At 66.4% G+C, this 23,573-nt stretch carries 17 protein-coding genes, 1 tRNA gene and 2 pseudogenes; 17 read left to right on the top strand and 3 right to left on the bottom strand.

Annotated features, from left to right (window positions below; translation table 11 throughout):
* Positions 1 to 83: 83 nt before the first annotated feature.
* The 8 genes and pseudogenes from K1X41_RS08555 to K1X41_RS15555 all read left to right on the top strand — a co-directional run bounded on the left by K1X41_RS08555 (position 84) and on the right by K1X41_RS15555 (position 9,927).
* Positions 84 to 1,109 (top strand): ABC transporter substrate-binding protein, encoded by a 1,026-nt coding sequence (locus K1X41_RS08555; RefSeq protein WP_132205765.1) that lies wholly within the window; start codon positions 84 to 86, stop codon positions 1,107 to 1,109.
* A 5-nt stretch (positions 1,110 to 1,114) separates the two neighbouring features.
* Positions 1,115 to 2,065: an ABC transporter permease gene (locus tag K1X41_RS08550; RefSeq protein ID WP_132205767.1), complete on the top strand. Its 951-nt coding sequence runs from the start codon at positions 1,115 to 1,117 to the stop codon at positions 2,063 to 2,065.
* Positions 2,066 to 2,070: 5 nt separating this feature from the next.
* Positions 2,071 to 2,862: an ABC transporter ATP-binding protein gene (locus K1X41_RS08545; RefSeq protein ID WP_132205769.1), complete on the top strand. Its 792-nt coding sequence runs from the start codon at positions 2,071 to 2,073 to the stop codon at positions 2,860 to 2,862.
* A gap of 264 nt (positions 2,863 to 3,126) precedes the next feature.
* Entirely contained in the window at positions 3,127 to 4,149 is a 1,023-nt protein-coding gene (locus K1X41_RS08540; RefSeq protein ID WP_132205771.1) for an ABC transporter substrate-binding protein, read from the top strand.
* 120 nt (positions 4,150 to 4,269) lie between these two features.
* A complete protein-coding gene (locus tag K1X41_RS08535; protein ID WP_220174386.1) occupies positions 4,270 to 5,262 on the top strand; it encodes an ABC transporter permease in 993 nt (330 codons plus the stop codon).
* Complete coding sequence (locus K1X41_RS08530) at positions 5,256 to 6,047, top strand: ABC transporter ATP-binding protein (RefSeq protein WP_132205775.1); 792 nt, start codon at positions 5,256 to 5,258, stop codon at positions 6,045 to 6,047. Before K1X41_RS08535 ends, K1X41_RS08530 begins: the two co-directional genes overlap by 7 nt.
* Positions 6,048 to 6,139: 92 nt before the next feature.
* Positions 6,140 to 8,152: pseudogene (locus tag K1X41_RS15950) on the top strand (proline dehydrogenase family protein); the annotation flags it as partial.
* A gap of 269 nt (positions 8,153 to 8,421) precedes the next feature.
* Positions 8,422 to 9,927: an aldehyde dehydrogenase family protein gene (locus K1X41_RS15555; protein WP_258566394.1), complete on the top strand. Its 1,506-nt coding sequence runs from the start codon at positions 8,422 to 8,424 to the stop codon at positions 9,925 to 9,927.
* Positions 9,928 to 9,951: 24 nt separating this feature from the next.
* Here K1X41_RS15555 and K1X41_RS08520 read toward each other — a convergent pair whose 3' ends face one another.
* The gene (locus tag K1X41_RS08520) at positions 9,952 to 10,416 is read right to left on the bottom strand and encodes a GNAT family N-acetyltransferase (protein WP_133616270.1); all 465 of its coding nucleotides are present in this window, start codon (positions 10,414 to 10,416) and stop codon (positions 9,952 to 9,954) included.
* A 134-nt stretch (positions 10,417 to 10,550) separates the two neighbouring features.
* On the opposite strand from K1X41_RS08520, the gene K1X41_RS08515 reads away from it, so the two are divergent.
* From K1X41_RS08515 to K1X41_RS08485, 7 genes and pseudogenes are all read left to right on the top strand, one after another.
* Positions 10,551 to 10,632, top strand: a tRNA-Tyr gene (locus K1X41_RS08515).
* A 202-nt stretch (positions 10,633 to 10,834) separates the two neighbouring features.
* Complete coding sequence (locus K1X41_RS08510) at positions 10,835 to 11,041, top strand: hypothetical protein (RefSeq protein WP_220174384.1); 207 nt, start codon at positions 10,835 to 10,837, stop codon at positions 11,039 to 11,041.
* Positions 11,042 to 11,275: 234 nt separating this feature from the next.
* Complete coding sequence (locus K1X41_RS08505; RefSeq protein ID WP_220174383.1) at positions 11,276 to 13,771, top strand: M28 family peptidase; 2,496 nt, start codon at positions 11,276 to 11,278, stop codon at positions 13,769 to 13,771.
* Positions 13,772 to 13,931: 160 nt separating this feature from the next.
* Positions 13,932 to 14,621, top strand: a complete 690-nt coding sequence (locus K1X41_RS08500) for a helix-turn-helix transcriptional regulator (RefSeq protein ID WP_220174382.1) — start codon at positions 13,932 to 13,934, stop codon at positions 14,619 to 14,621.
* Between the two features lie 74 nt (positions 14,622 to 14,695).
* On the top strand, positions 14,696 to 16,180 hold the full coding sequence (locus tag K1X41_RS08495) for an MFS transporter (RefSeq protein WP_133616266.1): 1,485 nt from the start codon (positions 14,696 to 14,698) through the stop codon (positions 16,178 to 16,180).
* A pseudogene (locus K1X41_RS08490) lies at positions 16,177 to 16,734 on the top strand (amidase family protein); the annotation flags it as partial. The gene K1X41_RS08495 and the pseudogene K1X41_RS08490, both read left to right, overlap by 4 nt.
* Entirely contained in the window at positions 16,632 to 17,516 is an 885-nt protein-coding gene (locus tag K1X41_RS08485) for an amidase family protein (protein ID WP_309478040.1), read from the top strand. The pseudogene K1X41_RS08490 and the gene K1X41_RS08485, both read left to right, overlap by 103 nt.
* On the opposite strand, the gene K1X41_RS15550 is transcribed toward K1X41_RS08485, so the two are convergent.
* On the bottom strand, positions 17,517 to 17,951 hold the full coding sequence (locus K1X41_RS15550) for an excalibur calcium-binding domain-containing protein (protein WP_258566392.1): 435 nt from the start codon (positions 17,949 to 17,951) through the stop codon (positions 17,517 to 17,519).
* Positions 17,952 to 17,999: 48 nt separating this feature from the next.
* Positions 18,000 to 18,767 carry an SDR family NAD(P)-dependent oxidoreductase gene (locus K1X41_RS08475; protein WP_220174380.1) on the bottom strand — a complete coding sequence of 256 codons (768 nt, stop codon included), beginning with the start codon at positions 18,765 to 18,767 and terminating at the stop codon, positions 18,000 to 18,002.
* Positions 18,768 to 18,962: 195 nt separating this feature from the next.
* On the opposite strand from K1X41_RS08475, the gene K1X41_RS08470 reads away from it, so the two are divergent.
* Positions 18,963 to 20,486: a SpaH/EbpB family LPXTG-anchored major pilin gene (locus tag K1X41_RS08470; protein ID WP_220174379.1), complete on the top strand. Its 1,524-nt coding sequence runs from the start codon at positions 18,963 to 18,965 to the stop codon at positions 20,484 to 20,486.
* A gap of 138 nt (positions 20,487 to 20,624) precedes the next feature.
* A complete protein-coding gene (locus tag K1X41_RS08465) occupies positions 20,625 to 23,543 on the top strand; it encodes a DUF7927 domain-containing protein (protein ID WP_220174378.1) in 2,919 nt (972 codons plus the stop codon).
* Positions 23,544 to 23,573: the final 30 nt, after the last annotated feature.

Raw genomic sequence — 23,573 nt, 5'->3', positions numbered from 1 at the left:
ACATCGACGTCACCACGACGCCGAGAAGGAACGCCCTCGGCGGCCGCCGACCGAGGATCATCACACTGAAGTGAGGAACACCCATGGCAATCACACGCTTCCGCCACCGGACGCTGGCCGTCGTAGGGCTGGCCGCCGCGACCGCACTCGCGCTGAGCGGCTGCACCTCGGGTACGAGCGGCGCAGACGGCGCTTCCGGGGACGCCGCGGGGGACGCGAAGATCACCGTCGGCATCAGCCAGTTCGTGCAGCACACTGCGCTCGATGCGGCCGCTGAGGGCTTCAAGCAGGCGTTCATTGACGCTGGGTACGTCGACGGCGAGACCGTGGTGTTCGATGAGAAGAACGCGAACGCAGAGGTGGCAACGGCCACGACGATCGCGCAGACTTTCGCGACGGACGGAGCCGATCTGGTGCTCGCGATCGCGACGCCGTCGGCGCAGGCCGCGGCGCAGAACCTGGCCGACGTTCCCGTGGTGTTCACCGCCGTCACCGATCCCGTCGCTGCCGACTTGGTGGCCTCGGTAGACAAGCCGGGTGGCAACATCACCGGCACGAGCGATATGAGCCCGGTGGCCGATCAGATCGCGCTGATCCAGGAGATCAAGCCCGACGCGAAGAAGATCGGCGTTGTCTACGGCTCCGGCGAGGTGAACTCCTCGGTGCAGGTGGAGTTGGCACGCGCGGCGGCGCAGAAGCTCGGTATGGAGGTCGTTGAAGCCACCGTCACCAACGCTTCTGAGCTGATGCAGGCGACCGAATCACTCGGAGATGTCGACGCGATCTACACTCCGAGTGACAATCTCGTTGCCTCCGGCATTGGCGCCATTGTCGGCGTCGCCGAGGACAAGGGTATCCTGGTCGTCGGATCTGATTCGACCCACGTTGAAGGCGGTGCGGCCGCCACAGTCGGGATCGACTACACGAAGCTCGGACACCAGACCGGCGAGATGGCCGTGCGCATCCTGAAGGATGGTGAGGATCCCGCAACGATGGCGGTGGAGACCTCCAAAGACACCGAATTGACCGTCAACCTCGGTGCGGCGAAGCGCCTCGGAGTCGAGCTCCCCGCTGAACTCGTCGACCGCGCCGTCAACGTCATCAAGTAGTCGTCATGATCGGTGCAATTGAACTCGGCCTCATCTACGGGGTCATGGCGCTCGGCGTCTATCTCACCTTCCGCGTGCTCAACTTCCCCGACCTCACGGTTGACGGCAGCTTCACCACGGGTGCCGCGGTTGCGGCTTCACTCATCACCGCGGGTCAGAACCCGATCCTCGCGACCCTTGCTGGCGGCGCTGCCGGTCTCGTCGCCGGTGTCATCACCGGCCTCTTGCACACGAAGGGCAAGATTGACGGGTTGCTCGCCGGTATCCTGACGATGATCGCGCTCTGGTCGATCAACCTGCGGATCATGGACAAGGCGAACCTGCCGCTGTTGCGCTCGGAGACGATCTTCACCCCGCTGAAGGACGCCGGGGTGCTTGGCACCTGGGGCGGCATCGGGATCATCCTCGTCGGCGTCATCGTGCTGAAGCTCGTTATTGACTGGTTCCTGTCGACCGACTTGGGCCTCGCGATTCAGGCAACGGGAAACAACGAGCAGATGATCCGGAGCTTCGGGGTGAACACCGACGGCACCAAAATCCTGACCCTCGCACTCTCGAACGGACTCGTGGCGCTCTGCGGCGCACTCGTGGCGCAGTACCAGGGGTTCGCAGATATCAGCATGGGCATCGGCCTGATCTTGATCGGCCTTGCCTCAGTGATCCTCGGGCAGGCGATCTTCGGGCAGCGCTTTATCTGGCTCGCGAGCCTCGCGGTGGTCTTCGGCGCGGTGCTGTACCGCCTCATCATCTTCTTCGCGCTGCAGGCGGGCCTGAACCCGAACGATATGAAACTGGTGACTGCGGTGCTCGTGGTCGCTGCGCTGCTGCTCCCGCGTTGGGGCTTCCTCAAGAAGCTGCCATCGCTGCGGGACCGTGGCAACCGACGGCAGGGGGACCCTGCACCCGATCCGGTTGCTTCGGCGACCACAGGCGTGACCGTTCCGGTCGAGAGGTAGAGACCATGCTCAACATCGACCGGATCTCAAAGACCTTCTTTGCTGGCACCATCAACGAGCGGAAGGCACTCGTTGACCTGAGCCTGCGGATGGACGAGGGCGACTTCGTCACCGTTATCGGCTCCAACGGCGCAGGCAAGTCGACGCTGCTCAACGCGGTAGCTGGACGCTACACCGTTGATACCGGCGAGCTCACGATTGACAGCAAGCCCGTCTCGAAGCTCAAGGAGTATCAGCGGGCGCGCTACGTTGGCCGCGTGTTCCAGGATCCGATGGCCGGCACGGCGCCGGACCTCACGATCGAGCAGAACCTCGCTCTTGCCCTGCAGCGCGGGAAGACGCGCGGGCTCGGGCTCGGGCTCACGAAGGCGCGCCGGGACCTGTTCCTTGAGGAACTGAAGTCGCTCGAGCTCGGCCTTGAGAACCGACTGCCAGCGAAAGTCGGCCTCCTCTCGGGTGGCCAGCGCCAGGCACTCTCGCTGCTGATGGCCGGGTTCACGCAGCCGCGGATCCTGCTGCTGGATGAGCACACTGCCGCGTTGGATCCGCAGCGTGCGGCGCTCGTGACGGATCTCACCGAGCGGATCGTGTCCAACGGCGGGCTGACGACGCTGATGGTCACCCACAACATGGAGCAGGCGTTGAAGCTCGGCAACCGTCTCATTATGATGCACGAGGGCCGGATCGTGTTCCAGGCCTCGGCCGAGGAAAAGCAGCATCTCACGGTGCCGCAGCTGCTCGCTGAGTTTGCCAAGATCAAGGGCGCGACCTTCGACGATCGGGCGCTTCTGACATAGCGGCCCGCCCGAGTCACCTCACACGCCAGGCACCCTCCCGTTCACCGCGAGAGGGTGTCTGGCGTGTCCGGTTTCGGAGACATGCGGGCCACTCTCGCTGGCACCAGCGAGCATTTCGCAACGTCCCCATTACGATGCGTCGCGAACTTGCGCCCGACAGGTGCACGCAGTCTACGATGACGATGTCGGCGCATTTCGCCGGAACACACAGTTCATCGCGGCACTGGTCGCGATGGAGTCTATTTTGCTAAGGACCTGATACACATGCGACAGATTTCTTCTCGCCGCCGCGTGCTCGCCCTCGCGAGCCTCGGCGCCGCCGCCGCACTCACGCTCAGCGCCTGCTCAGCACCTGCCGACAGCTCGGGTGGCGACGACGCCGCTGCGCCGAAGGCCGTGAGCATCGGCATCAGCCAGCTCGTGCAGCACCCAGCGTTGGATGCTGCAACGGAGGGCTTCAAGCAGGCGTTCATCGACGCTGGCTATGTCGAAGGCGACACGGTCAAGTTTGATGTCCAGAACGCGAACGGCGAGCAGGCAACCGCGGTGACCATCGCGCAGACCTTCGCGACGTCCGACGTCGACCTCGTGCTTGCAGTTGCGACTCCGGCGGCGCAGGCGGCAGCGCAGGCGATCACGGATAAGCCCGTGCTCTTCACCGCAGTCACCGATGCCGTCTCCGCTGAGCTCGTGAAGTCGGACGAAGAGCCGGGCGCGAACGTGACCGGCACCGTTGACGCCGTTCCTGCTGACGCGCTGAAGACCCAGTTCGAGCTCATCACCGAGATGAAGCCCGATGCCAAGAAGGTCGGCATCGTGTACGCATCGGGTGAGGTGAACTCTGAGGTCCAGGTCAAGGACGCACAGGCGGTCGCTGACGAGATGGGACTCGAGATCGTGACGAAGACCGTCACCACCGCGAACGACATCGCACAGGCCACCGAGGCGCTCGGCGACGTCGACGCGATTTACGTGCCGACCGACAACATGGTCGTCTCGGGCATCGCATCGCTCGTGCAGGTCGCTGAAGCGAACAAGATCCCCGTGATCGGCGCGGAGCCGGGCACGGTCGAGGGCGGCGCAGTTGCCACGTACGGCATCGACTACACCAAGCTCGGCAAGCAGACTGGCGAGATGGCACTCAAGGTGCTCGACGGTGCGGATCCCGCGACCACTCCGGTCGAGACTCCCGCTGAGCTGAGCTACGTGGTCAACCCGGCCGCAGCTGAGCGCATGGGTGTCGAAATCCCGAAGAAGATCCTCGACGAAGCGACCGTCGTAGAGTAGAGCAGTACGCAGGACAATTGACGCAGTGGCTGTCGCATGAATATGCGGCAGCCACTGCTCCCATGAGCGGACACTGCGCCCACACGGGTGGGTGCCCCCAACGCAAGGAATGAAGACCGGATGATCGGCGCGCTCGAACTCGGCCTCCTATACGGAGTCATGGCACTTGGGGTGTATCTCACCTTCCGCGTGCTCAACTTCCCTGACCTGACGGTCGACGGCAGCTTCACGACGGGCGCCGCGGTGGCTGCCGCGCTCATCACTGCAGAGCAAAACCCGATCGTTGCGACACTGGCTGGCGGGGCTGCCGGCCTCGTTGCCGGTGCGATCACCGGCCTGCTCCATACGAAGGGCCGGATCGACGGACTGCTCGCCGGTATCCTGACGATGATTGCACTCTGGTCGATCAACCTTCGGATCATGGGCAAAGCGAACCTGCCGCTCCTGCGCGCCGAGACGGTGTTCACTCCGCTCAAAGACGCCGAGATGCTCGGCACCTGGGTTGGCATCGCCATCATCATTGCCGGTGTGCTCGTGCTGAAGTTCGTGATCGACTGGTTCCTGTCGACTGATCTCGGTCTCGCCATTCAGGCGACAGGCAACAACGAGCAGATGATCCGCAGCTTCGGCGTGAATACCGACGGCACCAAGATCCTCACCCTCTCGCTCTCCAACGGTCTCGTCGCGCTCTGCGGCGCCCTTGTTGCGCAGTATCAGGGATTTGCCGACATCAGCATGGGCATCGGCCTCATCCTCGTGGGCCTCGCGTCAGTAATTCTCGGCCAGGCGATCTTCGGCCAGCGCTTTATCTGGCTCGCGAGCCTCGCCGTGATCCTCGGCGCAGTGCTCTATCGCCTCATCATCTTCTTCGCGCTGCAGGCCGGGCTCAACCCGAACGACATGAAGCTCGTGACCGCGGTGCTCGTGGTCGCTGCGCTGCTGCTCCCGCGCTGGGGCTTCCCGAAGCGCGTGCCTACGCTGCGCGGACGCGGCGGACGAGTTCCCCGAGCGCGGATCCGGGGCGCCTGCTCCAGGATCGCCTCCAGCCTCAGTCGCGGCCACCGCTGCGGCAGATTCCGCGCCCAAGACGGCAGGGAGTTAATCACATGCTGACTATCGATCAGATCGACAAGACCTTCTTCCCGGGCACCGTGAATGAGCGGCGCGCGCTCGCAGAGCTCAGCCTCAAGCTCGACGAAGGTGACTTTGTCACCGTGATCGGCTCCAATGGTGCAGGCAAGTCGACACTGCTCAACGCCGTTGCGGGGCGCTACACCGTTGACACCGGGACTATCGAAATCGACGGCCAGCGCGTCAACCGTCTCAAGGAGCACCAGCGGGCCCGCTACGTCGGCCGTGTGTTCCAGGATCCGATGGCTGGCACGGCACCGGATCTCACCATCGAGCAGAACCTCGCACTGGCGGTGCGACGCGGCAAGAACCGGGGTCTCGCCCTCGCGCTCACCCGGCAACTGCGAGCGCGGTTCCATGACGAGCTCACATCGTTGGAGCTTGGCCTCGAACACCGGCTTACCGCGAAGGTCGGCCTGCTCTCGGGCGGCCAGCGCCAGGCGTTGTCGCTGCTCATGGCTGGATTCACGCAACCGCGGATCCTGCTGCTGGATGAGCACACCGCCGCGTTGGATCCGCAGCGCGCCGCGCTCGTGACGGATCTCACCGAGCGCATCGTGACCCAGGGTGGGCTGACGACCCTCATGGTGACGCACAATATGGAGCAAGCGCTCAAGCTCGGCAACCGGCTGATCATGATGCACGAGGGACGCATCGTGTTCGAGGCTTCGGCTGCGCAGAAGCAACACCTCACCGTGCCGCAACTGCTTGCCGAGTTCGGAAAGATCAAGGGCGCACAGCTCGACGATCGCGCGCTTCTCGCCTAGCCCAGCTGGAGCGCAGCTGAACGCTTGACGTTTCAGACAGTGTGCTCCGCGCGCTTCCCCGCGTTGTCGGAAGTGAACCCTACAGTGGAGACATGACGCGGGACACGAGCTCTTCGGTGCAGGGGCCGGTGTGGCCGAGGGTCGTCGACGCGACGCAGTCGCGCGCGACCGCGTGGATCGATGCGATCGGTGCGCGCGGAGACACCGCCGCTCGGGCGCCGCTCGGCGGGATGCACCGTGACCCAGAGAGCTTCGATTTCACTCGGCGCCTGCTTGAGCTGCTCGGGAGCACTGAAGACGCATTCGCTTCAGCGGTGGGACTGCGGGATATCGCTCAGGAAGTTCCTGCTTCGATGAGCGCGCGTGACCGGCTCGCGATGCGGGCCGGTGGTGCGGCGTCGCTGGGCCTTCCCTGGGCGATCATGCCGGTTGCCAGGCGTTGGCTGCGATCCCGGCTGTCGAGTCTTGTGCTCGCAACTCAGCTCCCCAAACCCGGATCCGCTGCGGACGCTGATGGCACTCTGGAGCCGGGCCGGCTGACTGCCCTGGCCGAGGAGCTGCGACGATTGCGGGATGCAGGAACTGTGCCTGTGGTCGCACCCCTCGGGGCGGCTGTCCACGGGCCAGCGCAGGCGGCAGCGGAGGTGCACAGGCTCGCTGCCCTCGCCGCCCACGCCGCGGTGACCCATCTCGTCGTCGACCCTGCGCGCATCGCGCCCGGCGGCAACGACTGGTCCGCTGACACGGACACGATCGTGGCGGCTGCAGCCCTCCAGCCGATTCTTGCGGCAGCCGCCGAGCACGGCACCACGATCCACCTCGAGCCGCGCAGCGTGCGCTGGGCGAGGCGTGTCCCAGCGGTGCTCGCGCGGGCACTGACGGATCCTGCCCTGGATCGGGCACGCGTCGCGACACGAGTGTTCGCTGAGCTGCCGGAATCGCGCGAGCTCTACGACCAGCTCAGCCGTTGGGCGCAGCGCAGAGTTGCTGAGGGTGGTGCACCCGCGGAGGTCGTGATCGGCGTTGCTGGTGTGGCCGGGGCCGAGCGGATTGCGTCGATCCAGAGCGGCCTCGCGGTGCCGGTGCTGGAAGATCCCCACGCTGTCGCGGCTCAGCTCCTGCGCCTCACCGAGCTGGCACTGCACCCCGGCCGTGCCGCGGTGCTGCGCCCGGTGATTGCGAGCGAGGATCCGCTCCTCCTGGCAGCTGCGATCGAACTCGCGGAGCAGCGAGGAATCACGGAGCTCGTCTCAGTGCAGTTGCGGGTCGGCGTCGTGCCTGGCCTTGCCGAGGTGATCGCAGAAGGTGGGACACAGGTCCGTACGGTGCTCCCCGTTGTCTCGCCGGGAGAGTTCGCTGGAGCGGTTGACCTGCTTGTGGGGCTCGCAGCCGAGGCTGCCGATCCCATCTCGCCCGCGTCGCGAGTGGAAGCGCTTCTGCGCGCAGGCGGGAGCGCCTCGGGTGCTGGTGCTGGTGCTGATGCTGATGCGCCGAGTGTTCCGTCCGCCATTGACCGCGCAGCTGCCCTTGCCGCCGACGCCGCGACCTTCCGGGCGGCCGCCGAGCTCGCGGCTGAGCCGGCACCGACCTCGCACCGCACACAATTGCGGGCACGCGAGTGGGATCCGAGCGAGCGTGACAGTGCACTGTTCTACCGCGCACCGGACGAGCCAGCGCGCTTTGAGACGGGCGGTCTCACCGCGGCAGTGCTCGGCTTGAGCCGCGGGGCGACCGGGGCGTTCCAGCTGGAGGAGTTTGCTCCAGTGCGCGCGATCCCAGCGGTGTCGAACTCGGGGTTCGCCAATGAGCCAGGCACTGACGCGAGCATCCCGGCAAACCGTGACTGGATGCGAGAGCAGTTGCAGCGCGCGGCCGACCGGGTGGCCGCGCAGGATCCAGTGCATGACACAATTGCGCTCTCCGCTGCCGATCTCGATCCCGCCCGAGCTGCGCTCACCGCTCACGAGTCTGCGGAACAGTGGTCGATGCACGGACCAGCGGCCCGCGCAGTGCGGTTGCGCCGCGCGGCGCTCGCTGTGGTCGCCGCGCGCGATCGCCTCGTCCAGGCACTTGCGGCGGACACGGGAGCTCCTGCGGCGGAGCTTGACGCTGAGATCAACGACATCGTGGACGCGGCCAGGTATTCCGGCCAGCTCTCCGAGGGCCTCGGCGCCGTGCGTGGGGCGAGCTTTCTCCCGGGAAGGGTGGTGCTCGTCACAGGTGATCGGGGGACCTCGCTCGCGCGGTACGCCGAGGCAGTGTTCTCCGCGCTTGGCGCGGGGAGTGCAGTGCTTCTTGCGGTGCCGCAGCGATTGCTCGCGTCGGCGACTGCGCTCATCGAGGAATGCGAGGCCGGTGGGCTGACCCCGGTGCTGTGCTCGTCGAAGCGGTTGCCGCGCACGCCACTGTTGCTGAGCTGGCTGCGCACGAGCAGATCGACCGAGCACTCGTGCTGGGCGGCCGCGAGATTGGCCGGGAGCTCGCCAGGAGGCGGCCGGATCTGCGCATCGAGGGGCAGTTCCGCGCGCGCGGTTCGATCCTGGTTGCCCCATCAGCGGATCGCGAGAGCTCGATCGACGACATCGTGGCATCCGGGTTCCGAGCAGCCGGGGCCGATGTCAGTGCCGCGCACGAGGTAATTCTCCTCGGTAGCGTGGCGCGGTCCCGGGGCTTCCGCGAGGATCTCGCCGACGCCGTGCGCGCCCTCCGTGTCGGCGACACGGCGAGACCAGGGAACGACGATCCGCTCAGCTTCGATCTTGGCCCGCTCCCCGGCCCCCCGGACGCCGCTGGTCTTCGCGCGCTCACAGAGTTGGGGCGGGGCGAAGAATGGCTGGTGGAACCCCGTCAGCTTGATGACGCAGGAACGCTGTGGAGCCCCGGCGTGCGACTGGGCGTTGCACCGGACGCCGGTTTCTGGAGGGACGCACTCGAAGTGCCCGTGATCGGGATTACCACTGCGCATAGCCTGGCAGAGGGAATCGACCGCCAGAATGCCCCTGGCGCAGGCAGCGTTGCTGCGCTGTACTCGAACGACGGCGATGAGATCGCGGCCTGGCTGGAACACGTGCGCGCGGCGGCGGTATCGATCAATCGTGCCACGACCGGTGCGCGAATTGAGCGACACCCGAGAGGGGGCTGGGATGACGCGGTCATGGGCCTTCCCGCGCTCTCCGGTGGGCCGAATCGGCTGCTCGCGCTCGGATCGTGGCAGCCGCGGCAGGGCACCAGGAGTGACACGCTGCACTTGCGGGGGCTCGACCCTGAAGTACGCTTGCTTATCGCTGCGGCCCAGCCGAGCCTCGCGTACGAGGAGTTCGACGCCGTGCGGCGCGCGGCGCTGGCTGATGCTCTCGTATGGCGGACCTCGTTTGCGGCGACGCGCGACGCCATCGGGCTGGGAATCGAGCGCAATACGCTTCGCTACCGCTCGGTGGTGACGCAGGTGCGGCTGGCCGAGGACGGGCCCGCTGCAGGCTTGATCCGGGTGCTCGCTGCCGCGCTGCTGGTGCGTGCGCCGATCGCGGTCTCGACGGGGCAATTGCTCGCCCCGGAGGTCGCCGAGGTGCTTGAGGGGCAGGGCATCGAAGTGTCGCTGGAACGCGACGAGGATTGGATGGAGCGCATTGCCGTGACCGGGCCGCTGGGGCCGGGAGAGGCACCCGCCTCACGGGTCCGGCTCATCGGCGGTGACGCGATCCGAGTTGCTGAGTGGATGGGCGGGCTCGACCGCGCTGCACTGTGGGCGGAACCGGTGACGATGGCGGGGCCTGTTGAATTGCTGACACTGCTGCAGGAACAGTCGGTGTCGGCGCGTGCGCACCGGCACGGGCTCGCGATCCCGGTGCCCGGATGGGATGAGGCGCTCGGCGGAGCGTAGCAGTGCCTGTTGGGCGGTGAGGAGCTAGCCGATCCGCATGGGCGTGTGTGGGATCCCGTCTTCGACGAACTCGGGGCCGCTGGCCTGGAAGCCGAAGCGCCCATACCAGTCGGTGAGATATGACTGCGCGTGGATAAGGATGGGGCCGCCGTCGCAGCTCTGAATCGCAGCGTCGAGGAGCACCGCGGCGACGCCGCGCCCGCGCCAGACAGGAGCAGTGGCGACGCGGCCGATGGAGGAGAGGCCGGGTTCGAGCGCGTCCTCGCGCAGCACCCGCATCGTTGCGGCGACGTCGCCTGCAGCGTCTTCGGCCCAGAGCAGCGTGGTACCGGCCTCGGCGTCACGGCCATCGAGATCGAGGTAGACGCAGTGTTGCTCCACAACGAAGACCTCTTGGCGCAGCCGGGCAATGCGGTACAGCGCGGCTGCTGACATCGCGGCGAGGTCGGACGAGGTGTGCATGGTGAGCTCGTTCGGGAGAGTGCGCATGCACTGATCCTGCCACGGCTGGGGTGGTTGAGGGGGTGCAGTGCGGGGCGAGGCAGGCCCGGGAGCCACGGTCGATTTCCGTTCGGGGGATCGAGCCGGTAAAGTTGACTCTCGGTCGTGCACGCACGATCTTTGGCGGATTACCCGAGCGGCCAAAGGGGGCTGACTGTAAATCAGCTGGCAATGCCTACGGGGGTTCGAATCCCTCATCCGCCACAGAAACACAGACCCGGACACTGTTGAGAAATCAACGGAGTCCGGGTCTTTTCTGTTGTGCGGGTAGCAGCGCTGTGCGGCGATCTGTGCTGCGCGGAGCCGGACGAAGCGCGCATCGACGCGGGTGTCGGCCAGACCGTAAGGCCCTGGCGGAATCGTGCAGACAGGCCTAGTGTTGGCAGCCCGAGTGACAGGAGACATCATGACGACTGGACATCACTCCAATGTGCCGCACCACGCAACGCGAACAGAAGCGCCCAACGGTGAGGGTACGGCGCACCCATCGCGAGAGGGCGCCACGCTCGACCATCCCGTGCTCGACGGCGCCACAGAATACTACGGTGACGACGCCGAGGTGAGCCGCGAAGAGGTGCCGCGAGCCGATATCGCGGAGGCGCAGCAGGACTAGCCATACCGGATAGGCGAGCCTCGGGGGCGCTGGGCGTCCTCGAGGACTGGCCGCGCCGAAATTATTCCCGCACACCGTCCGAACTTCGATATGGTCGATCCGGGGGATGCGATCGCATCCAAAAGCAGTCGGTTCGGTTGGGGTGCGTCGGAGTCCTCGCTCGCGTACGCGCGAGAAGGGCTCCTCACGGAGCGCCCTGAGGAGCCGCGACGTCAGAGAGGACGCCAGCGGACAATGCAGTCACGCAATAACGTACATACGGAGCCGAGGCCGCGGAAGCGGCTCGCCTTCGCTTTGGGGGCCGCGGCGATCACCGTGCCCCTCGTCTTTACCCCGACCGCGGCGCTCGCCGTGCCGTACGCACCCGTGGACGGGATCGAAGCGATCCGAACCGCGACCTACCTGCCGGACTACCTGCAGGAATTCGCGGACCAGGTGGACGACGCAGCCGTGTATGAACACGTGCGGCACCTCGCCGTCGATATCGGCCCGCGCGTCGCTGCGACCACGGCCGAGGCAACCGCAAACGCGTACGTGCAGTCAACGCTGGACTCGTACGGCTTCACCACTGAGCTTGAAGCTGTCACCGTGGGGGTGTCCACCTTCGCGAATGTGGTGCCGGATCGTGATCTCCCCACACAAGTGAGCTGGCAGTATCGTCCAGCCAGCAACGCACTCTTCACTGAGGCAGCGGCCCCAGTGGCGGCACAGGTGGTCGACATCGGTGACGGTTCCACCTTCGCCCCGGCAGACGTCGCGGGCAAGTTCGTACTGGTGACCTTTGGGGGGAGCGCGGCTTCGCGATCCGCTCAGCTGACGGCCCTCGCCGGCGCTGGAGCCGCCGGAGTGATCTTCACTAACACCAATGCGAACCAGTCCATGGCAAATCCCGGCACTGTCCCAGCAGAGGCGACGGGGATCCAGGTGGTCGGAGCATCGCTCGGGCAGGGGCAGCGCGTGCGCGACCTGCTCGCAACGGGGCCGCTGACGCTCAGTATCACGACGGAACGAAGTGGCACCCAGAGTTCCAACGTGATCGGTGTGCGCCCAGCAGTTGGAGACACCGACGGCACCGCTCCCATCGTGTACATCGGCGCGCACGTTGACTCGGTGGTGGGGAGCCCCGGCGCGAGCGACAACGCGTCTGGCATCGGGATCATGCTGGAGTCCGCTCGGATCCTGAGCCAGTATTCACTCGACACGGAGATCCGCGTTGGCGCGTGGGGCGCTGAAGAGAAGGGGATCCTCGGCTCCAAGGCCCACGCGCAGAGCCTCACGCCCGAGGAGATCGACCGTGCAGTCGGCGCCTGGAACATGGATATGGCGGGGACTGCATACGCGGGAACGGCGGAGCGACCCATGCAGTTCTGGGGCCTCAGCCTGAAGCCTGAGGGGATGCAGAACTCCGTGCTCAACCACGCCGACGCACTCTCCGAGCACACGAACCGGGGCCCGCTGAACCGCGGCAACGTCGCGCGTAGCGATCACGAATCATTCCAGAACGTCGGCATTGACGCCGCAGTGTTCAGCTGGATGTTCTGGTCAGCAGACTCGTCTATCGTGCTCGAACCGACCTATCATCAGACCTCGGACACAATCGAAAACGTGTCGCAGGAGCGGATGGGGATCTCCGCCGAAATCATCGGGGGCTCTGCGTTCCGTGCCTCGCTCAACAGTGTCACCGTTGACGTGCAGGACGACGCGGGTGCCGCTGCCGCCGGAGTACCCGTTGCGATGTCCTGCGGTGCAGACGAGGGCTGGCGTGAGGTGGGCACGACCGCCTCGGATGGGAGCGTGACGACTCTGGCGCCCGAGACCGAGTGCGATTTTGCGGCGCTCGCCCCGAATGACGCCATCGGCGGGGCGCTAGATCAGGCAATCTCGGGGGATACCTCGGTTCAGTTGAAGCTGATCAACGACACGACGCCTCCGACCGTCACACTCGACACCAGTGCCGAGGCAAACGCTGCCGGGTGGTACCAGGGTCCGGTTGTGGTGAGCCTCGCTGGCGCTGACGATATCGACCAGGCTCCGACGGTGGAGTTCTCGCGGAACGGCACAGACTGGGAGGGGTATACCGCGCCCATCACGCTCGCGGACGAGGGAGTCAATACGCTGCACGCTCGCGTGACCGATGGCAGCGGCACGACCACTCCGGTGGAGCGCAGCTACCCGATCGACACCGTGGCCCCAACGCTCACCGCAGCGGTGGACACCGGGGCATCCGCCCAGCGCGGCGAGGTGACCGTTGCGGCCAGCGACGCCACCTCCGGAGTGGACAAGATCGAGTACCGGATGCTTCCTGACGGCGAATGGGGCTCACTCCTCGGCGCAGGAGGCAGCACAGGCGGCAGCGCTGGCGCAGGCGCAGCGGCTGCCGGGGCAGCGCCCGCTGCTGCTGATGAGACGCTCACTGCGGAGCTTCCGCTCGGCGCAGCGGCTGCGACCGCTGAGATCCGGGCCGTCGACGTGGCCGGTCACGCAAGCGCGACGGTGACGCTGGAGTTCGCCGCGGACGAGTCGGTGAAGCCGGAGCCAAAGCCGGAGCCGGAACCGAGCCCGAAGCCGACTGATACGTCGACGCCCCCTGCGAAGTCGTTGGCCACCACCGGTGGCGCCGCGTTCCTCGGCACCGGCGTCTTCGCAGGCCTTCTGCTCCTCGTGGGCGGCGGGGCGATCGCGATCGCGAAGCGCCGCCGCGCAGGAGGCGCGTCGGACAGCTCGGCGTAGCAGACTGCGCCAACACCTGCCCTGAGCCGCGGCTCGGGTGGCACCAGCGGCCCCGTGGAGGATTCCACGGGGCCGCTGGTGTGTGCGCGGCACGACCCTGGCGCATGCGACTTCGAGCGCTTAAGGTTAGCCTCGGAGCGCTGAGGAGGGCGAAGCCACCATGACGAACACACACGCACTCGCGTCGGAGGCCATCGATATCGTGCTCGCAGGCGCGCCGCAGCGGGTCACGCGCCTGGAACTTGGCGCGATCCTCCGTCGGATGTTCGGTGCGGACATCTTCGTGTCGTACGTCAACGACGGCACTGGGCCGTACGCCGATCCAGTGGAGCTCAACATGGGGGCCGGGCGCCTGGAAGCATATGACCGGCACTTTCGATACGTCGACCGCCTCACTCCGCAGCTGTACTCGGCAGGCACCGCCGTCACCGTCACAGTAGATCGGGCGGGCGGGGACGAGTTCGTTGCTGACTTTCTCAGGCCGCAGGACATGCGCCACGGACTGAACTACTTCCCGCGTTCTGGGGGTTCAGGCGGAATCGATCTGCGGCTGTGGCGTGGGCGCCGGGCGCGGGCGTTCACCGAGGCTGAGGCTGAGTCGTTTCGCGCGTTCGGCGACCTGCTCGCGCGCGTGCTCCCCAAGCAGCCGAAGCCAGGAAGCGCAGCTCTCACTCCCCGCGAGCTGCAGATCGCCGAGCTCATCGCACATGGTGAGGGCGACAAACAGATCGCGCAGCAGCTCGGGATTTCGCTCCCCACTCTCAGGACACACCTGGGGCACGCGTTCGAGAAAACGGGATCTGCGAATCGGGTCTCGTTGGCCGGATACTACTTCCGCCATCATCAATAGTGACGATGTCGTGCGGGTCCGCGAATGGTCAGAATCGAGAGAGCTGATCCATTCGCAGACAAAGGAGTTGACGAGTGTCTTCCACACCCAGATCCGCCGCGCAGACCGTCCCGGCTCCGCGCACCGCAGACGCAGGACGCGTGGCAAGCGCCGCGATCCTCCGCCGCATTGATCGTTTCCCTCGTTGGGGACTGAGCCTCGCCTCGGCATTCACAATCGGGCTCGGCATGCTGTTCGTGCAGTACGACATCTTCAACATCAACGTCTCCTTCGTGCAGACCTGTGTGCAGATCATCGAGGGGTGCGATCTTACGAGCACCGATGGCTTCATCGGTCTCCCGGTGTTCCTGAGCTTGCTGGGCTACGGTGTCGGCGCCCTCACCCTTGGCCCGCTCTCCGACCGCTTCGGGCGGCACAGCATGCTGATCGTGGCGATGGTCATCACCGGCCTCGGTTCGCTGTACTCCATGCTGGCGATGAACGAGGCGCACTTCGGGCTCTCGCGCCTCATCACGGGCATCGGTGTTGGCGCAGATCTTGCCATCATCAACGTCTTCATCAGTGAGATCTCTCCGCGACGCATGCGCGGCCGTTACACGGGCCTGATGTTCATCATGGCCTCGCTTGGCTCTGCGCTCGGAATCTGGCTGGGACTGTTCCTCACCACTCCGATGGGCCCCTGGCCCTCCGCGCTTCCGTTCGCGCTCGCATCCGATTCCTTCACCGCGGGCTGGCGATGGGTGTACGGCATTGGTGCGGTTCTGGCGGTCCTGTCGTTGCTGCTGCGGATCGCGCTTCCGGAGTCACCGCGGTGGCTCGCTGAGCAGGGGCGTACGGAGGAGGCGACAGCGGTGGTCGATCGCATGGAAGTGATCGCCACGAAGCGTGCCCCGCTGCTTCCAGCCGATGCCGTGTCTGATGCTGCGCCCGAGCCGGCGCAGCACGGTTGGGCCGGGGTGAAAGAACTGTTCACCACGCCGAAATACCTGAAGCGGCTGTGCGTGCTCGGCCTGGCATGGATGCTCGGCTACCTCACCATTTACGCCTTCTCTGGCGCCTACACCTCGGTGCTCGTGCGACAGGGCTTCACCGCAAGCGAAGCAGGCATGGTCTCCGCGGTCGGGCTGCTCGGCTTCATTCTCGCGGCCATCGTGGTGCGGCCGCTGGTGGATCGGATCGAGCGCAAATGGTGGATGCTGATCGGTGCGGTGATCACGGTCGCTGGTGCGCTGCTCGTAGCGTTCGGTGACCACTCCCTCGGCGTCGTATTCATCGGTTCGATCGTGTTGTTCTTCGGCCAAAACCTCTGGGTCCCTGCGCAGTACGCGCTGACGGCGGAGGTATACCCCACGCGTTTTCGCACCACGGCGTACGCGGTGACGGACAGCATCGGCCACGTTGGCGGCGGCCTGGGCGTGCTCTTGCTGGTCGGAGTCCTCAGCCGATTCCCGCTTGAAGGCACCATGCTGGGCCTGGTGGCGTTCCTGGCGCTGGGCTCGCTCGTGAACGTGCTGGCTCCGAACACGAAGGGCAAGAACCTGGAGGAGAGCTCGCGGTGAGTGTGCAGGATCCCGAAATCGAGGCGTCCGGCGAACCCTCTCGGTGGCACGCCTGGACGCAGCTTCGCCCGCGCGCGGCGCTGCTGCAGGAACTCGCTGAGCAGGGAGAAGGGGCGTACCTGCTCGGGGTGAAGGCCAACATTGCCGCGCGCGGGTTCGTGCGATCCGCGGGCAGTGCGGCGTTGGATCTCGTGCCTGAGCACGCGGATGCGCCGATCGTCGCCGCACTCCGCCGCACCGGTGCGGTGGTGGCTGGTATGGCGAATATGCACGAACTCGCCTTCGGCATCACTTCGCAAAACCCGGCCTTTGGAGCGGTGACGGTTCCGGGGCACCCGGACCGCTCGGCCGGCGGATCGTCCGGTGGGAGCGCCGCAGTCGTGGCGGGTGGGACTGTCTCTGTTGCGCTCGGCACCGACACCGGGGGTTCGGTCTCGATCCCGGCCAGCCTGTGCGGGGTCGCCGGGTTCCGTCCCACCACGGGGCGGTGGCCCAGCGCCGGCACGATCGGACTCTCCTGGACACGCGACACCCCTGGACTGTTCGCCGACACTCTGCGACGCATCATCGCCCTCGACAGGGCGGTCACGGGGAGGACGCGCGCACGGAGCTCGCGGGGCATGCGGCGGTGCCAGGCCCCGATCCGTCGCGGCGTTTGCGGCTCGGCATTTCAGCGGAGCTCGCAGCGCAGCTACAGCCGCATACTGAGCGGTCCTGGGATCGTGCGGTGCAGGCGCTCGCCGCCGTGGCTGATCCGGTGTCGGTGGATCTTCGTGAGTTCCTTTCGCGTGCTCGCAGTGTCACGGCGGACCTGATGGGCTGGGAGACTCCGCGGTTGCTGGCGGCTGCCGCAGCCGAGGCGTTCGGAGTGGAGCCGAGTGAGGGATTGAGGCGGCTGCGCGCAGGGGTGCAGACGCCTGACGTGCGTGCGGTGCTGGAGGGTATGGCGGAGGCGCCGGTTACTGCGGATGCCTATGCCTCCGCGCAGTTCGCGGTCGCCGTGCTGCGGGCGGAGTATGACGCGCTGCTGCGGGAGCACGAATTGGACGGGCTCATCTTCCCGACGACCCCGGCCGCGGCGCCGCCGATCGACGTGGGTGCCGTGATTACACACTGCGGCGCACCGGCCGCGGTGTTCGATCTGTATACGCGCAACACTGAACACGGCACGGTTGTTGGCGCCCCGATGGTCACGTTCCCGCTCCCGGTCGCCGAGGGAGAGCTCCCCGTTGGTGTCACTCTGCAGGGTGCGAGATTCGGCGATGCTGCTGCGCTCCAGGCTGCGCTGCGCTGCGCTATCGCCGTTGGGTCCCCTGCGGGGCGGGGCGCGCACTAGTTACTCGCAGCCGACGCCGTCTCCGTCTCGATCGAGGTGGGGGCCATACCCGGGTCCTCCGATGGAGACCGGAGCGCCACCTGCCTCTCGTGCTGCTGTGCAATTTTGGTAGTACACAGTGGTCTCGGTGACCGGGGGTGTGTCCACGAGGCCGCGGGGTGTGGAGTCCTGTGCTGCCGTGCTCACTGCGGCCTCAGCGGTTTCTGCCCTGAGTGTGGCAGCCGAAGCGAGCTGCGTGGCATCATCTGCCGCCTGTGTAGCGGCCTCGTGCAGGCGCGTGAGTTCCTTTTTTTCAGTGGCAAACTTGGCCTGCTGCTCGTCGAGCGCAGCCTGTGCAGCGTCGAGCGCCTCTGCGGTGGTTGCAAGCTCATCGTTCGCTTCGACGGTGGCAGCTTCGGCCTCCGCCGAAGCCAGACACTGAGTGATAGGTGACATGCTGGCAGTATTCTGTTCAAACATGGAATTGGTGCAAGTTTTGCAGTCCTAGTGCACGGAGAATCCGCCGTCCACGGCAAGTGATTGGCCGGTGACATACGCGGCGGACGGACTCGCGAGGAACACCGCGGCCCCGGCAAAATCCTCGGGGAGCCCGTTGCGCCCCACAAGCGTGCGTGCGGCAAGGGCCTCGACTACGGCCGGGTCCGAGCTCAAACGCACGTTCAGCGGCGTCTGAACGAAACCGGGGATCAGTACGTTCGCCGTCACGCCCTGTGCAGACCACGCCTCGGCCTGTGATCGCGCGAGTGCTTCGAGGCCTGCCTTGGACACTCCGTACGCGCCGCTCGCCGCAAACGGCCGGTGTGCCTGCTGTGAACTGATGTGAATGATCCGGCCGTAGCCGCGCTCAGCCATGGCCGGCGCGAGACGTTGGCCAAGAACGAACGGTGCGTCGAGGTTGACCGCCATTGTGGCGTCCCAGGTCGCCTCGTCGAGCTCCGGGAGCGGCGGACGAAGGTTGATCCCGGCCGAGTGTACGAGGATGTCGACGGCGTCGGTGGCGGCGATCGCAGCGTCGGCGAGGTCGTGTGCTCCTGCACGCGTCGAGAGGTCGGCGACGATCCCGGTCGCGCATCCTCCCGTGGCGGTAATTTCTGCCACGGTACTCGCGATGGCGGTCTCCGTGCGCGCCGCGATGAGCGTGTGTGCTCCGGCGCCGGCCAGCGCTCCGGCGATTGCGCGGCCGATGCCGGAGCTCCCGCCCGTCACGAGTGCGGTGCGCCCGTCGAGCCCAAAGAGTCGCTGCAGATTCATGGCGCCAGGCTACCAAGCGGCCGGTCTGCAGCTGAGTGCTGTGCGTCCCCACTGAGCTGAAACGCGCGAAGTTGATAACAAAAAGATAACGGGGCGTCACTTATTCCGCAGTCTCCGCACCTGTTTCGCGTAGGCCGCTCAGCGGCTGCACAACGAAGTGGCCCTTGGGGGGCTCTCTACGAGAGGAATGAACGGGTGAATGCAGGAAATGTGCGACGTCGCACAACCACAGCACTGATTGCGGGGGCACTCGGGGTGGCAGCGCTCATGGGCGCAAGCTCTGCAGCGAACGCAGCTCCAGTGGAGTACGGCAACATCGACACGGATCGCCAGGGTTCGATCACGGTGCACAAGTATCTGCACCAGACCGGCAGCGGGCCGGGCGACATTAGCCAGGCTCCAGCTGATGGCGAGTTCACTGATCCCGTCGCTGGGGTTGGCTTCACCGCCTTCCCGCTGCTCAGCGCAGGCGCACCGCTGAACCTCGACACCACCGCAGCATGGAGCAGCCTGAAGGACCTCGCGCCGGGCGCCGGCTGCACCGCACCCACCGGATTCACGCTCGGCACCGCCCGCGCACTTCCCCTCACCACCGCGCTCGGCGTGGCAACGATCTCGCTTCCCGTGGGCGCGTACCAGATCTGTGAGACCTCGGCTCCAGCCAACATCATCGACCGCGCGACGCCGTTTATCGTGACCATCCCGATGCCGCACGAGAGCGGATGGGTGTACGACGTGCACGCGTACCCGAAGAATGGTGAGGGCGTCATCGAGAAGACAATTGAGGAGCAGCAGGAGACGGGCCTGGGATCCGTCGTTCGCTTCCCGGTCACGGTTCCTGTCCCCACGAGCGAGCAGACCTGGACCGGCTTTGCGATTAGGGACACGCTCGACGCCCGCCTCGCCCCGATCCCCGCGGCGGATATCGCCGTGACCGTCGACGGCGCCGCGCTCAACCCCGCGTACTTCACGACTACGGTCACAGGCCAGCAGATCACCGTAAACTTCAGCGCTGCCGGCCTTGCCTGGCTCAACGAGGGCCCGAACGCCCACGCTGGCAAGAAGATCCAGGTCGTCTTCGCGGGCACCGTCGTCGCACTCGGCAACGGCACGATCGAGAACACGGCTGAACTGTGGCCGAACAACCCCACGTTCGATCCCTCGCTGCAGCCCCCGATCCCCTCGAACGAGGTCGAAACCCACTGGGGCAGCCTTGCCGTGCAGAAGCGGGCAGCGGGCACCACTGGCACCGAAGGCCGTCTGAACGGAGCCGTGTTCGAGGTCTACAACGCTGCTGATCCCTACGCAGCCGACTGCAGCACCGCCGTCGCAGCCGGCGCGGCCGTCACCGTCAACGGGGCGACTCAGTTCACATCGGCCGGCACTGGCGTGATCTCCGTCCCCGGCCTGTTCGTGAGCGACAGCGTCAACCCGGTGATTGATGCGCAGCAGCGCTGCTATGTCCTCAAAGAGGTTGCAGCTCCCGCAGGCTATGTCGTCCCGGCCCAGCCCTTCACCCCCGTCACGGTGAAGATTGGGGAGACCACGGTCTCGGACAACGTAGAGATCACGAACACCCAGACCGAGGTACCCGAGTTGCCCCTCACTGGTGCAGCGGGCCAGGCCGTCCTGATCGGGAGTGGACTTGCAGCCGTTGTCGCCGCTGTAGCGCTGATGAACTGGAAGCGCCGCCGCACAGCCACCGCGTCACAGCGGTAATCAAGCCACCTGTCGGGGCGAGGGGCCTATCCCCTTGAGTCTCTCGCCCCGCTGGGTGAACCCCCGGCCGTCCAGCTTCCCCTGGGCGGTCGGGACAGCGCTTCGGCGCTGAACAGTACAGCAGAAAGGCCTCCTGTAATGCAGAACAGTCAGCGAACACGTCGAAGGCTGCGCAGCGCAGCCCGTGCGACCGGGTTCGGTGCGTCGCTCGCACTGTTGGGCGGGTTGGTGTTCCCTGTCGGCCTGATCGCCGCCGTCGCAGCGCCAGCGTCCGCGGAGATCACCGCGCCCGAGACGGGGACCTCCGCGCAAACGGATCCCGCACAGCCGGATTCCGTACCCGAGAATTCCACCGTCGACACCGGCGCTGGTGCCGAAGAAGGCAGTGAAGCGAGTGCAGGCGGAGGCACTGAGGCCCCCGCGGACACGCCGACTGGCGCAGAGGTCGGCGAGGGCACCGACGTCCCCGGCGGCACCGAGACCACTCCAGCACCCGGATCGGGCGCTGGTGAGGATCCCGCCGCCCCAGTCGTTCCGGGCACTGACGCCGTGCCGATTGCGCCGCGCTCGGTGCCGACGGCCCCAGCGGGCAGCGCAGTGCTGTCGGTCAAGGTCGGAGGGAACCGACTCGCAAACGGCACCGTGCAGGGACTTGCCGGAGTGAAGCTGGGCCTCTACAACACGGGTACCGCGACAACGGGTGGTGGCTCCGGGGGCGCTGGCATTTTGCCCGTCCAAGGCGCGGCGGGCACCAGGGTCGATGCAAGCTGGCCGTGGACGACCTGCGTCTCAGACGCCGACGGCGATTGTAACTTCATCATCCCCATCCGCTCGGGAGCTGCTTCCAGCACCGGCACGCCGCAGGACTCCCGGTTCTGGGTGGTGCAAGAGACGAGCCCCACCGGGTGGTATGCGAACCCGCAGCTTCGGGTCGGTACCTTCGGTGCCACACCCGAGGCCTCGTGGCAGTACCGATTCCGTACCGATACGCAGTTGCGAGCCGGGACGACCTACCGATCCACGACAGCGATGCCGTGGGACACTGTGGCTGCGGATCCTGATCGGTACTTCATGCGGAACCGGATCGATGCCAACACCGAAGACTGGTACGCCGCCAACGTGAGCCGCACCACTGGGGTGTGGAACCAGTCACGAAACAACCCAGAGCTTCCCGCGGAGTGCGGGATCAATATCGCGCTCATCGCGGACACTTCCGGTTCGCTGGGAGCCACCGGAATTGCCGATATGAAAGCCGCGATGACGAGCTTCGTCAACGCATTCCGAGGCACGAACACCCAAATGTCGCTGTTCTCGTTCTCGAACGAGACGCCCGGAACCGGAGCGAGCAACCACCCCAATCTCCTCCCCGTGACGACCGCGGCGCAGGGTGCGGCTTTCTCCGCGCAGTACGCTGCGTGGGCCTCCGGCGGTGGCACGAACTGGGATCGCGGGATCGCCGAGGCTGCCAACAGCGGCAACGCGTACGACCTCGCTATTCTGCTCACCGACGGGAACCCCACGGTGATCCGCGGCAACACCGGTGCCGGGTCGAGTGCGTTTAACTCGCTGCAGGATGTCGACGCGGGCATCTTCTCCGCGAACCAGCTGAAGGCGCTGGGAACGCGCCTGGTGGCGCTCGGTGTCGGGCCAGCGCTCACCGCCGCGAGCGAGGCAAATTTGCGCGCGGTATCCGGGCCAACGAAAAACAGCGACTATTACCGCACCTCCAGCTTTACCGAAGCGACGCAGGCTCTTGTTGCACTCGCCAACAAGAACTGCAACGGTACGATCGGCGTGCAGAAGATGATCGTGCCGGCCGGAGGCACCATTGCGCAGGCCACGCCCGCCCCTGAGGGGTGGCGCTTCGACGCGAGCACGACGGCGACCGCGATGACGGTGCAGGCGCCCGTCACGCGCACCACGGCGACCGGTGATGACGGCAAGGTCGACTTCGGCCTAGCCTTCACGGCCCCGACGACCACCGGGCCCGTTCAGATCCTGGAGACGCAGCAGACGGGCTACGAGTTGGTGCCCGTCGGCACAGGTGCCGCTGCCCGCAACGCCGTGTGTGTGAACACTGAGACGGGAGCTCCGACGGCCGTCACGAACGCCGGCACCGCGGCTCAGCCGGGCTTTGTGGTCCAGGGGCTTCGCGCCCAGCGTGTGGAGTGCAAGATCTACAACCGAGTTTTGGCGCCTGGCAAGCTCGAGATCGCCAAGAGCTCCAACCCGCCGACGGGTACGACAGTGAAGCCAGGCCAGAGTGTGACCTACACGCTGACATTCAAGAACACGGGCGAGCTCCCTGTCGCGGTCAATCACGACGACGTCCTCACTGATGTGCTCGACGACGCCGTCCTCACCGGGACGGTGACGGCCCAGAGCCCGCTCACCGCGGCGCTCAACGGCGCGGGGGACCGGATCCGGATCACCGGCACGCTGCAGCCGGGCACCGAGCGCACGGTGAGCTACACCGTCACGGTGCGGGACCCACTGCCCAGCGCAGCCAACGCTTCCGTGCGCAACTATGTCGTCCCGACTGGAGAGCAGCCGCCCACCACCTGCCAGCCGGGAGAGCCATGCACGGTTCATCCGGTCGTCGGCGGACTCACCTGGAACAAAGTGGATCAGACCGGTGTGCGACTGGGCGAGTCTGAGTGGCTCCTCACTCCGGTGAACGCGGCGGGGCAGCCGGTGCCAGGATCCGCGATCACGGTGACCGATTGTGTTGCAGCGGCCGCGGCGAGCTGCACCGGAGCAGATCGAGACCCCACAGCGGGCGGCTTCGCGCTCCGTGACCTCCCGATGGGGAAGTATCAATTGCGTGAGACCAAAGCCCCGCCCGGGTACCAGCTCCTCGCGGATCCGATCGCAATCACGATCAACACGAATGTCGCCTATGGGAACATCGAGAACCGGCAGGTTGACGTGCCAGCCATCCCACTCACCGGCGGATTGGGGAGCTTCGGTTTCCTCCTCACCGGTGGGGGACTCGGCTTGAGCGTGATTGCCGGACTCTGGTGGCAACGCAGGCGCAAGCAGGTGAACGCGGCGTAGCCGCGCGCAGAGCGGGGGTGCGGGATGGGT

Source organism: Leucobacter luti (assembly GCF_019464495.1).
Lineage (GTDB): Bacteria > Actinomycetota > Actinomycetes > Actinomycetales > Microbacteriaceae > Leucobacter > Leucobacter luti_A.
Note: the sequence above shows the minus strand (reverse complement) of the source record. Positions and strands in the feature narration are given on the sequence as shown.